Below are 11,772 nucleotides of genomic sequence, written 5' to 3'. Positions count from 1 at the left end.
CAACAAGGTGATGCGCGTCGTGCCGCTCGAGAACGACGACGTCAACGAATGCTGGCTGGCCGATCGCGACCGCTTCTCGTACGAAGCCGTCAACAGCGACCAGCGCCTGACCGCGCCGATGATCAAGCAGGGCGGCGAGTGGAAGACCGTCGACTGGACCACCGCGCTCGAGTACGTGGCCAAGGGCCTGTCGCAGATCAAGGCCGACCACGGTGCGAAGAGCATCGGCGCGGTCGGCTCGGCGCACGCCACCGTCGAAGAGTTGCACCTGCTCGCGAAGCTGGTGCGCGGCCTGGGCAGCGAGAACATCGACTTCCGCACCCGGCATGCCGATTTCCGCCCGACCGAAGGCGTCCAGTGGCTGGGCACGACCGTCGCGTCGCTGTCGACGCTGCAGCGCGTGCTGGTCGTCGGCTCGTTCCTGCGCAAGGATCACCCGCTGTTCGCGCAGCGCATCCGCCAGGCCGCCCGCAAGGGCGCCAAGGTGCACAGCCTGAACGCGCTGGCCGATGACTGGCTGATGCCGATGGCGAGCCAGCAGGCGGTGGCGCCGAGCGGCTGGGTGGCGGCGCTGGCCGGCATCGCGGCTGCCGTGGGCGCGGCCAAGGGCGTCGCGGCACCGGTGCAAGTGACTGCTGACGACGCGGCGAATGCCGTGGCCGCCTCGCTGCTGAGCGGCGAGCGCAAGGCCGTGCTGCTGGGCAATGCCGCCGCGCAACACCCGCAGGCCGCCGAGCTGCTGTCGCTCGCGAACTGGATCGGCGCGCAGACCGGCGCGAGCGTCGGCTATCTCACAGAGGCCGCCAACACCGTCGGTGCGCAGCTCGTCAACGCGCTGCCGGGCAACGGCGGGCTGAACGCCGGCGAGATGCTCGGCGGTTCGCTGCGCGCCTGCCTGCTGCTGAACGTCGAGCCCGAGTTCGACGTCGCCAACCCGCTGGCCGCGAAGACCGCGCTGCAGTCCGCCGACATGGTGGTGGCGCTGACCTCGTTCAAGGATGCCGCGCTCGACGTGGCCGATGTGCTGCTGCCGATCGCGCCGTTCACCGAGACCTCGGGCACCTTCGTCAATGCCGAAGGCCGCGTGCAGGGCTTCCACGGCGTCGTGAAGCCGCTCGGCGACACCCGCCCCGCGTGGAAGGTGCTGCGCGTGCTGGGCAACGTGCTGGGCCTGAAGGGCTTCGACCAGGAAACTTCCGACGAGGTGCGGGCCGAGGCGCTGGGCGACGTGAGCACGATCGCCGCGAGGCTGACGAATGTTGGCGTGCAGGCGAGTTCGCAGCCGGTCAAGCTGTCGGCCCCGGCCGGTGGCCTGGAGCGCATCGCCGACGTGCCGATCTACGCGGCCGACAGCCTGGTGCGCCGCGCCACGTCGCTGCAGCTGACGGCAGACGCCCGCCCGCCGGTCGCGTCGCTGGGCAGTGCGCAGTGGTCGCAGCTCGGCCTGAAGGAGGGCGACACCGTGCGCGTCTCGCAGGGCGGGGCGGCGATCACGCTGCCGGCGCGCCTGGATGCGAGCCTGGCCGCCAACACCGTCCGCGTTCCCGCCGGCCATGCGCTGACCGCCGCGCTCGGCGCGATGTTCGGCCCGCTGTCGATCGAGAAGGCCTGAGCCCCCCACACCATGATCGATACCTTCAACCTCTACGGCACCCAGTACCTGGGCGCGGCCTGGCCGGTGGTCTGGACGCTGATCAAGATCATCGTCGTGATCCTGCCGCTGCTCGGCTGCGTCGCCTACCTGACGCTGTGGGAGCGCAAGGCCATCGGCTGGACGCAGATCCGCCCGGGCCCGAACCGCGTCGGCCCGTGGGGCCTGCTGACGCCGATCGCCGATGCGGTCAAGCTGATCTTCAAGGAGATCATCCTGCCGACCGCGGCGAACCGCCCGCTGTTCCTGATCGGCCCGGTGCTGACGATCATGCCGGCGCTGGCCGCGTGGGCCGTCATCCCGTTCGGCCCCGACGTGGCGCTCGCCAACATCAACGCCGGCCTGCTGTTCCTGATGGCGATCACCTCGATGGAGGTCTACGGCGTGATCATCGCCGGCTGGGCGTCGAACTCGAAGTACGCCTTCCTCGGCGCGCTGCGCGCCTCGGCGCAGATGGTCAGCTACGAGATCGCGATGGGCTTCGCGCTGGTCGTCGTGCTGATGGTGAGCGGCAGCCTCAACATGACCGACATCGTGCTCGGCCAGGGCAAGGGCTTCGGCGCGAGCCACGGCTTCACGGTCTTCTCGTGGAACTGGCTGCCGCTGCTGCCGATCTTCGTCGTCTATTTCATCTCGGGCCTGGCGGAGACCAACCGCCACCCGTTCGACGTCGTCGAAGGCGAATCGGAGATCGTGGCCGGCCACATGGTCGAGTACTCGGGCATGTCGTTCGCGATGTTCTTCCTCGCCGAATACGCCAACATGATCCTGGTGTCGATCCTGTGCGTGACGATGTTCCTCGGCGGCTGGCTGTCGCCGCTCGACTTCGCGCCGTTCACCTGGATCCCGGGCTGGATCTGGCTGGGTCTCAAGACCTTCGTCGTCGTCACCATGTTCCTGTGGGTGCGCGCCACCTTCCCGCGCTACCGCTATGACCAGATCATGCGACTGGGCTGGAAGATATTCATCCCCGTCACGCTGGTGTGGCTGGTGGTCGTCGGGCTGTGGCTGCAGTCTCCCCTGAGTCTCTGGAAGTAAGGAGAGAAGACCATGTCTGCAGTGGCTTCCATCAAGGATCTGTTCTCGAGCTTCATGCTCACCGAGCTGTTCAAGGGCCTGGCCCTGACCGGCCGGCACTTCCTGTCGCCGCACATCACGGTGCAGTTCCCCGAGGAGAAGACGCCGGCCTCGCCGCGCTTCCGCGGGCTGCACGCGCTGCGCCGCTACGACAACGGCGAAGAGCGCTGCATCGCCTGCAAGCTGTGCGAAGCGGTGTGCCCGGCGATGGCGATCACGATCGAGTCCGAGGTGCGCGACGACGGCTCGCGCCGCACGACGCGCTACGACATCGACCTGACCAAGTGCATCTTCTGCGGCTTCTGCGAAGAGAGCTGCCCGGTCGACTCGATCGTCGAGACACACATCTTCGAATACCACGGCGAGAAGCGCGGCGACCTGTACTTCACGAAGGACATGCTGCTGGCCGTCGGTGACCGTTATGAAGCCGAGATCGCCGCCAACAAGGAGGCAGACGCCCGCTATCGCTGACCGTCCCGCGAGGACGGTCGGCACGGTGCTCGACAAGAATATGGACATTCCGACCGCGCTCTTCTACATCTTCTCGGCCGTGCTGCTGGGAGCTTCGTTCCGCGTCATCACCGCGCGCAGCCCGGTGCATGCCGCGCTGTTCCTGGTGCTCGCGTTCTTCTCGGCCTCCTGCGTCTGGATGCTGCTGCACGCCGAGTTCCTCGCGATCTCGCTGGTGCTCGTCTACGTCGGCGCCGTGATGGTGCTGTTCCTGTTCGTCGTGATGATGCTCGACATCAACGTCGACTCGCTGCGCCAGGGCTTCTGGACGCACTTCCCCGTCGCGGCGCTGGTCGGCGTGATCATCGTGCTGGAAATGGCCGCGGTGCTGATCCCCGGCTTCGACGTGCGCACCGCGCCGGCGGCCGACCCGGTCGCCCTGCAGCTGGGCAACACCAAGCTGCTGGGCATCCAGATCTACACGCACTACCTGTACCCGCTGCAGATCGCGGCCGTGCTGCTGCTGGTCGCGATCGTCGCGGCGATCGCGCTGACGCTGCGCCAGCGCAAGGATTCGAAGGCGATGGATGCGTCGCAACAGGTCCGCGCGAAGAAGGCCGACCGCGTGCGCATCGTCAAGATGGCCGCCGAGGTCGAAGCGCCGCCCGCACCGCCTGCTGCGCCCACCGCTGGAGAGGTCAAGCCATGAACGCATTCGCCCTCGGCCCGGTCACGCTGGGCCACTACCTGACGCTGGGCGCGATCCTGTTCGCGCTGTCGGTGATCGGCATCTTCCTGAATCGCAAGAACCTGATCGTGCTGCTGATGGCCATCGAGCTGATGCTGCTGGCGGTCAACCTGAACTTCGTCGCGTTCTCGCACTTCCTGGGCGACATGGCGGGGCAGGTGTTCGTGTTCTTCATCCTGACCGTCGCGGCCGCCGAATCGGCGATCGGCCTGGCGATCCTGGTCGTGCTGTTCCGCAACCGCGCCACGATCAACGTCGACGAGCTCGACTCCCTGAAGGGCTGAGCACCACATGTCCGCAACACTCTCCCAGAACATGCTGCTCGCGGTGCCGCTGGCGCCGCTGGTCGGCGCCGTGGTCGCCGGGCTCTTCGGCAAGCAGGTGGGCCGCCGCGGCGCGCACACCGTGACCATCCTTGGCGTGCTGATCGCCTTCATCATCTCGGCGATGACGCTGAAGGCGGTGGCCGTCGACGGCGCGCGCTTCAACGCCACCATCTACGAGTGGATGACGCTCGGCTCGCTGAAGATGGAGATCGGCTTCCTGGTCGACGGCCTGACCGCGATGATGATGTGCGTCGTGACCTTCGTGTCGCTGATGGTGCACATCTACACCATCGGCTACATGGAAGAAGACCCGGGCTACCAGCGCTTCTTCTCGTACATCTCGCTGTTCACCTTCTCGATGCTGATGCTCGTGATGAGCAACAACATGCTGCAGCTGTTCTTCGGCTGGGAGGCGGTGGGCCTGGTGTCGTACCTGCTGATCGGCTTCTGGTTCACGCGGCCGACGGCGGTGTTCGCGAACATGAAGGCCTTCCTGGTGAACCGGGTCGGCGACTTCGGCTTCATCCTCGGCATCGGCCTGCTGCTGGCCTTCGGCAACACGCTGAACTACAGCGAGATCTTCGCGAAGGCGCCCGAGCTGGCCAAGGCCGTGTTCCCCGGCACCGAGTGGATGCTGCTGACGGTGGCCTGCATCTGCCTGTTCATCGGTGCGATGGGCAAGAGCGCGCAGGTGCCGCTGCACGTGTGGCTGCCCGACTCGATGGAAGGCCCGACGCCGATCTCCGCGCTGATCCACGCGGCGACGATGGTGACGGCCGGCATCTTCATGGTGGCGCGCATGTCGCCGCTGTTCGAGCTGTCCGACGTGGCGCTCAGCTTCGTGCTGGTGATCGGCGCGATCACCGCGCTGTTCATGGGGTTCCTGGGCATCATCCAGAACGACATCAAGCGCGTCGTCGCGTACTCGACGCTGTCGCAACTCGGCTACATGACGGTGGCGCTGGGCGCCTCGGCCTACTCGGTCGCGGTGTTCCACCTGATGACGCACGCGTTCTTCAAGGCGCTGCTGTTCCTCGGCGCCGGCTCGGTGATCATCGGCATGCACCACGACCAGGACATCCGCAACATGGGCGGCCTGCGCAAGTACATGCCGATCACGTGGATCACGTCGCTGCTGGGCTCGCTCGCGCTGATCGGCACGCCGCTGTTCTCGGGCTTCTACTCGAAGGACAGCATCATCGAGGCGGTGCATGCGAGCCACCTGCCGGGCGCCGGCTTCGCGTATTTCGCGGTGATCGTCGGCGTGTTCGTGACGGCCTTCTATTCGTTCCGGATGTACTTCCTGGTCTTCCACGGCAAGGAGAACTTCCGCCACAAGCCGTTCCCGGGTGAGCATGATCATCACGATGACGAGCACGGGCACGACGAGCACGGCCACCACGAACCGCACGTGCCGCACGAGTCGCCGTGGGTCGTCACCGCGCCGCTGCTGCTGCTGGCGATACCGTCGGTCGTGATCGGCTTCATGACGATCCAGGGCATGCTGTACGGCGGCTTCTTCGAGGACTCGATCTTCGTCAACCCGGAAAAGCATCCGGCGATGGAAGAAATGAAGAACGAGTTCCACGGCGCCGTCGCGATGGCGCTGCACGGGCTCACGTCGCTGCCGTTCTGGCTGGCGCTGGCCGGCGTCGTCACCGCCTACGTGTTCTACATGGTCAAGCCGGCCATCCCGGCGTGGATCAAGTCGAAGTTCGGCTTCGTCTACACCGTGCTCGAGAACCGCTACTTCTTCGACTGGTTCAACGAGAACGTGCTGTCGGCCGGCGCGCGCCTGCTGGGCCGCGGGCTGTGGAAGGGCGGCGACGTCGGCATCATCGACGGCGTGCTGATCAACGGCTCGGCGCGTGCGATCGGTGCGCTGGCCTCGGTGGTGCGCGTCGTGCAGACCGGCTACCTCTACTGGTATGCGCTGGTGATGATCCTCGGCGTGATCCTCCTGATGACCTGGCAGCTGTGGAGCCCGCTGATGAGCGCGGCCGGCAGCCTGTTCGGCAAGTAAAAGCGGCACCGGAGAACAAGAACATGGGTTTGTTGAGCCTTGCCATCTGGCTGCCGATCGTCGCGGGCGTCGTCCTGCTGCTGGTCGGCCGCGACGAGCATGCCGATGCGGTGCGCTGGATCGCGCTGGTCGCCGCGATCGCGAGCTTCGCGGTCACGATTCCGCTGATCACCGGCTTCGATGCCGGCACCGCCGCGATGCAGTTCCAGGAGAACCTGGACTGGATCGAGCGCCTGAACGTGCACTACCACCTGGGGGTCGACGGCATCTCGGTGTGGTTCGTGCTGCTGACCGCCTTCATCACGATCATCGTCGTGATCGCCGCGTGGCAGGTGATCACCGAGCGCGTCAACCAGTACATGGGCGCGTTCCTGATCCTGTCGGGGATCATGGTCGGCGTGTTCAGCGCGCTCGACGGCCTGCTGTTCTACGTGTTCTTCGAGGCCACGCTGATCCCGATGTACATCATCATCGGCGTGTGGGGCGGCCCGCGCCGGGTGTACGCCGCGTTCAAGTTCTTCCTGTACACGCTGGCCGGCTCGCTGCTGATGCTGATCGCGCTGATCTTCCTGTACTTCAAGTCGGGCGGCAGCTTCGAGATCCTCGCGTGGCACAAGCTGCCGCTCAACATGAACACGCAGACGCTGCTGTTCTTCGCGTTCTTCGCGGCCTTCGCGGTCAAGGTGCCGATGTGGCCGGTGCACACCTGGCTGCCCGATGCCCACGTCGAGGCGCCGACCGGCGGCTCGGTGGTGCTGGCGGCCATCATGCTGAAGCTCGGCGCCTACGGCTTCCTGCGCTTCTCGATGCCGATCGCGCCCGACGCGAGCCATGCGTACGACTGGTTCATCATCGCGCTGTCGCTGATCGCCGTGGTCTACATCGGGCTGGTCGCGCTGGTGCAGCAGGACATGAAGAAGCTGGTGGCCTATTCGTCGATCGCCCACATGGGCTTCGCGACGCTCGGCTTCTTCATCTTCAGCGAACTGGGTGTGTCCGGCGCGCTGGTGCAGATGATCTCGCACGGTTTCGTGTCGGGGGCCATGTTCCTGTGCATCGGCGTGCTCTACGACCGCGTGCATTCGCGCGAGATCTCGAGCTACGGCGGCGTCGTCAACACGATGCCGAAGTTCGCCACGTTCGCGGTGCTGTTCGCGATGGCCAACTGCGGCCTGCCGGGCACCGGCGGCTTCGTCGGCGAGTGGATGGTGATCCTCGGTGCCGTGAAGGCCAACTTCTGGCTCGGCGCGCTGGCCGCCACCACGCTGGTGTTCGGCGCGGCCTACACGCTGTGGATGGTCAAGCGGGTCTACTTCGGCCCGGTGGCGAATGAAGACGTGCGTGCGCTCGAAGACATCAACGCCCGCGAATTCCTGATGCTCGCCCTGCTGGCCGTGGCCGTGCTGTGGATGGGCGTGTACCCGAAGCCCTTTACCGACACCATGCACGTCAGCGTCACCGAGCTGCTGAAGCACGTGGCCGTCTCGAAACTGAATTGAAGCGGCGGCAATGATGATCAAAGACATGAACTGGCTGGCCGTCTACCCGGAACTGGTGCTGCTCGTGATGGCCTGCGTGGTCGCGATGGTCGACCTGTGGGTCACCGACCCGAAGCGCACGCCCACCTACTGGCTGACGCAGGCGACGCTCGCCGTCGTCGGTGTCATGCACCTGGCGTACTTCGATGCCGGCTTCACCGTCTACGGCATGCAGCGCATGATGGTCACCGACCCGCTCGGCCACCTGCTGGGCTTCTTCGCGTCGCTGGCGGTGATGGTGACGCTGGTCTATGCCCGCCCGTATGCCGAGAGCCGCGACATGCTGAAGGGCGAGCTGTTCACGCTGTCGCTGTTCTCGATGCTCGGCATCTCGGTGATGCTGGCGGCGAACAACTTCCTGGTGGTCTACCTCGGCCTGGAGCTGATGTCGCTGTCGCTGTACGCGCTGACCGCGATGCGCCGCGACCATGCCCAGTCGACCGAAGCCGCGATGAAGTACTTCGTGCTCGGCGCGCTGGCCAGCGGCTTCCTGCTGTACGGCCTGTCGATGATGTACGGCGCGACCGGCTCGCTCGACATCCCGACGGTCTTCAACGCGATCGCCACCGGCCAGATCAACCCGACCGTGCTGGTGTTCGGCGTGGTGTTCATCGTCGCCGGCCTCGCGTTCAAGSTCGGCGCCGTGCCGTTCCACATGTGGCTGCCCGACGTCTACCACGGTGCGCCGACCGCGGTCACGCTGCTGATCGCCGGTGCGCCGAAGCTCGCGGCCTTCGCGATGACCTTCCGCCTGCTGGTGGAAGGCCTGTCGGGCGTGGCCGGCGACTGGCAGCAGATGATGATGGTGCTGGCGATCGCGTCGATGTTCCTCGGCAACCTCGCCGCCATCGCGCAGAGCAACCTGAAGCGGATGCTCGCGTACTCGACGATCGCGCAGATCGGCTTCGTGCTGCTCGGCTTCACGACCACGGTGATCACCGGCAACACGCTGTCGGCCTCGAACGGCTACAGCTCGGCGCTGTTCTACATGGTCACCTACGTCTTCACGACGCTCGGCACCTTCGGCGTGATCATGCTGCTGTCGCGCCAGGGCTTCGAGTCGGAGAACATCGACGACCTGAAGGGCCTGGGCAAGCGCAACCCGTGGTTCGCCGGCGTGATGGCGATCTTCATGTTCTCGTTGGCCGGCATCCCGCCGACGGTGGGCTTCTACGCCAAGCTCGCGGTGCTGCAGGCGCTGGTCACGACCAACGTGCCGTTCTACATCGGCGTCGCGGTGCTGGCGGTGATGCTGTCGCTGGTGGGCGCGTTCTACTACCTGCGCCTGGTGAAGGTGATGTACTTCGAGGACCCGGTCGACACGCATCCGGTGGTCGCCCCGAACGACGTGCGGGTGGTGTTGTCGCTGAACGGCGCGGCCGTGCTGTTCTTCGGGATCCTGCCCGGTGGCCTGATGGCGCTGTGCTCGCAGGCCATCCTGAAGGCTCTGTCCACCTAGAGGATGACCCACCCCCGAGGCGCTGCGCGCCTCCCCCTCGAGGGGGCGCCCCCAGTGGCCCGGCGGAGCCGGTTCCACGGGGGCCGCTGGATCGTTGCGGAATTGGCGTGCTGTCGGACAGGGCATCTTGCAAACGATCCCTTCCTTCCCGGCGTCTGCTGATAATGCGGGCATGAAAGTGCTCAACCTGTGCTGCGCGCACGACCACCGCTTCGAAGGCTGGTTCGGCTCGGAAGCCGATTTCCAGTCGCAGTTCGACGGCGGGCTGGTCGAATGCCCGCTGTGCGGCGACAAGACCGTCACCCGGCTGCCGAGCGCGCCGCGCCTGAACGTGTCGGGTGCGCGTGAGCCGAAGGCACCTGCGCCGCAGGCCGAGCATCCGGTGCCGGCCACGCCGGAGGCAATGACGATGCAGGCGATGTGGMTGAAGGCGGTGCAGCACGTGATGGCGAACACCGWCGATGTGGGCGAGCGCTTTGCCGAAGAGGCCCGGCGCATCCACTACGGAGAAGCCGAAGAGCGCGCGATCCGTGGCCGCGCGACGCGCGAGGATGCGCAGGCGCTGGCCGAGGAGGGCATCGACGTGATGTCGCTGCCGTTGCCAGCGGCTGCGAAAGGCACGTTGCAGTAGCAGTAGCCGTTGGGCGATCTGCTTGCGCCTTTGCCGAGCCAGYAGCTCGATGCGTGCCGAATACAAGCACGACTTGTAGCCCGGGTGCCAACCCGGGAATCAACCCTCATTTGTTCGCTTGTCACAGTCGACCGCACCGGCCGGCGAGCCACAGCCTCCCCGCACGCGCCTTTTCGCGCGGATGCGGACCCGGATTCCCATCCGGGCTACACGACCCTTCCGGGATTCATCAGGCCGTTCGGATCCAGCGCCTTCTTGATGCTGCGCATCATCCCCAGCGCCACCGGCGACTTGCGCATGGCCAGCTCGTCGCGCTTCAACGCACCGATCCCGTGCTCCGCCGAGATCGACCCGCCACACGCTCCCACCGCGTCGTAGACGATGGTGTTGACCGCCGCCTCGTGCTGCTGCAGGAACTGCTTCGCATCGCCGCCTTCGGGCGCCTGCACGTTGTAGTGCAGGTTGCCGTCGCCCAGGTGGCCGAAGTTGACCAGCCGAACCCCCGGCAACGCGGCGCGCAAGGCCGCATCGGTGGCGGCGACGAAGTCGACGATGCGCGACACCGGCAGCGAGATGTCGTGCTTGATGTTCAGGCCTTCCTCCGACTGCGCCAGCGGGATCGACTCGCGCAGGTGCCACAGGCCGTTCGATTGCTCGATGCTCTCGGCCACCGCGGCATCGGTGATCAGCCCACGCTCCAGCGCGGTTTCCAGCAGGCCCTCGAACAGCGCCCGGGCGTGCGCCTCGCCCTCGGTGTCGGACTGCTCCAGCAGCACCGTCCACGGCGACGGCGGCAAGGGCTGGCGCAGTTGCGGGTAGTGGCGGCGCACCAGCCCGAGTGCGAACTCGCCCATCAGCTCGAACCCGGTGAGCCCTGCGCCCAGCCGCGCCTGCGCGAGCTGCAGCAGCGCGACGGCGGACGGCAGGTCCGGCAGCGCGGCCAGTGCCGTCAGCGTCGCCGCGGGCTGCGGGTAGAGCTTCAGCGTGGCCGCGGTGATGATGCCGAGCGTGCCCTCGCTGCCGATGAAGAGATCGCGCAGGTCGTAGCCGGTGTTGTCCTTGCGCAGGCCGGACAGCCCGTGCCACACCTCGCCCTGCGCGGTGACGACCTCGAGCCCCAGGCACAGCTCGCGCGCATTGCCGTAGCGCAGCACCTGCGTGCCGCCGGCATTGGTCGCGAGGTTGCCGCCGATCGTGCAGCTGCCCTCGGCGGCGAGGCTGAGCGGGAACAGCAGGCCCTCGGCCGCAGCCGCCTCCTGCACCGACTGCAGCACGCAGCCGGCCTCGACCGTCATCGTCAGGTTGGCCGCATCGATGCTGCGCACCCGGTCCATGCGCGACAGCGTCAGCAGCACCTGGGTGCCGCTGTCGTCCGGCACGCCGCCGCCGACCAGCCCGGTGTTGCCGCCCTGCGGCACGAGGGCCGTGTCGTGCCGCGCGCAGACGGCGACCACCTGGGCCACCTCGTCGGTCGAGCCCGGCCGCACGACGGCCAGCGCGCGGCCGCGGTAGCGCTTGCGCCAGTCCTGCTCGTAGCCGGCCAGGTCGCCGTCGGTCAGCACATTGGCCGGGCCGACGATCGCACGCAGCGATTCGAGCAGCAGCGGCTTCATGCGGCCTCCTTCGCGGATCCGGCGGGGGCGGCATGCCCGAGCCGCCAGCGCACATGCAGCCCGCAGGCGGCGAACAGCACCACGCACAGCAGCACCTCGACGAGGCCGAGCACCGCGCCGGCTCCGCGGTCGCTGCCGGCGCGCACCACGCCTTCGATGAAATAGAGCCACACCAGCAGGCTGACCCAGCGGTAGGTGTACATGCGGTGGCGCAGCAGCCCGGCCAGCGCGAAGGCGAGCGGCAGCACCTTCAGGG

General features: G+C 67.0%; 11 protein-coding genes. 9 read left to right on the top strand and 2 right to left on the bottom strand.

From position 1 onward, the window contains the following. From AC1D01_RS08205 to AC1D01_RS08165, 9 genes are all read left to right on the top strand, one after another. A partial coding sequence (locus AC1D01_RS08205) for a molybdopterin-dependent oxidoreductase (RefSeq protein WP_477865559.1) occupies window positions 1-1,612 on the top strand: 1,612 nt, incomplete at its 5' end. A gap of 12 nt (window positions 1,613-1,624) precedes the next feature. Continuing rightward, the gene (gene nuoH, locus AC1D01_RS08200; protein ID WP_477865558.1) at window positions 1,625-2,689 is read left to right on the top strand and encodes an NADH-quinone oxidoreductase subunit NuoH; all 1,065 of its coding nucleotides are present in this window, start codon (window positions 1,625-1,627) and stop codon (window positions 2,687-2,689) included. 12 nt (window positions 2,690-2,701) lie between these two features. Beyond that, window positions 2,702-3,199, top strand: coding sequence for an NADH-quinone oxidoreductase subunit NuoI (gene nuoI, locus AC1D01_RS08195; protein ID WP_073467678.1), 498 nt, complete (start codon window positions 2,702-2,704; stop codon window positions 3,197-3,199). Window positions 3,200-3,239: 40 nt separating this feature from the next. Next, the gene (locus AC1D01_RS08190) at window positions 3,240-3,887 is read left to right on the top strand and encodes an NADH-quinone oxidoreductase subunit J (RefSeq protein ID WP_477865557.1); all 648 of its coding nucleotides are present in this window, start codon (window positions 3,240-3,242) and stop codon (window positions 3,885-3,887) included. Further along, window positions 3,884-4,210 carry an NADH-quinone oxidoreductase subunit NuoK gene (nuoK, locus tag AC1D01_RS08185; RefSeq protein ID WP_047594472.1) on the top strand — a complete coding sequence of 109 codons (327 nt, stop codon included), beginning with the start codon at window positions 3,884-3,886 and terminating at the stop codon, window positions 4,208-4,210. The genes AC1D01_RS08190 and nuoK overlap by 4 nt, the downstream gene beginning before the upstream one ends. 7 nt (window positions 4,211-4,217) lie before the next feature. After that, window positions 4,218-6,275, top strand: coding sequence for an NADH-quinone oxidoreductase subunit L (nuoL, locus tag AC1D01_RS08180; RefSeq protein ID WP_477865556.1), 2,058 nt, complete (start codon window positions 4,218-4,220; stop codon window positions 6,273-6,275). 23 nt (window positions 6,276-6,298) lie between these two features. Continuing rightward, window positions 6,299-7,774: an NADH-quinone oxidoreductase subunit M gene (locus AC1D01_RS08175; RefSeq protein ID WP_047502905.1), complete on the top strand. Its 1,476-nt coding sequence runs from the start codon at window positions 6,299-6,301 to the stop codon at window positions 7,772-7,774. A gap of 13 nt (window positions 7,775-7,787) precedes the next feature. Further along, a complete protein-coding gene (nuoN, locus tag AC1D01_RS08170; RefSeq protein ID WP_477865560.1) occupies window positions 7,788-9,272 on the top strand; it encodes an NADH-quinone oxidoreductase subunit NuoN in 1,485 nt (494 codons plus the stop codon). Window positions 9,273-9,444: 172 nt separating this feature from the next. Beyond that, window positions 9,445-9,903 (top strand): DUF1178 family protein, encoded by a 459-nt coding sequence (locus AC1D01_RS08165; RefSeq protein WP_477865555.1) that lies wholly within the window; start codon window positions 9,445-9,447, stop codon window positions 9,901-9,903. Window positions 9,904-10,109: 206 nt separating this feature from the next. On the opposite strand, the gene AC1D01_RS08160 is transcribed toward AC1D01_RS08165, so the two are convergent. Continuing rightward, window positions 10,110-11,516, bottom strand: coding sequence for an FAD-binding oxidoreductase (locus tag AC1D01_RS08160; RefSeq protein ID WP_477865554.1), 1,407 nt, complete (start codon window positions 11,514-11,516; stop codon window positions 10,110-10,112). Beyond that, window positions 11,513-11,772 (bottom strand): DUF2069 domain-containing protein (locus tag AC1D01_RS08155; protein WP_477865553.1); only part of this gene is annotated, 260 nt, incomplete at its 5' end. The genes AC1D01_RS08155 and AC1D01_RS08160, both read right to left, overlap by 4 nt.

Source organism: Rhizobacter sp. P3_B12 (assembly GCF_056402895.1).
Note: the sequence above shows the minus strand (reverse complement) of the source record. Positions and strands in the feature narration are given on the sequence as shown.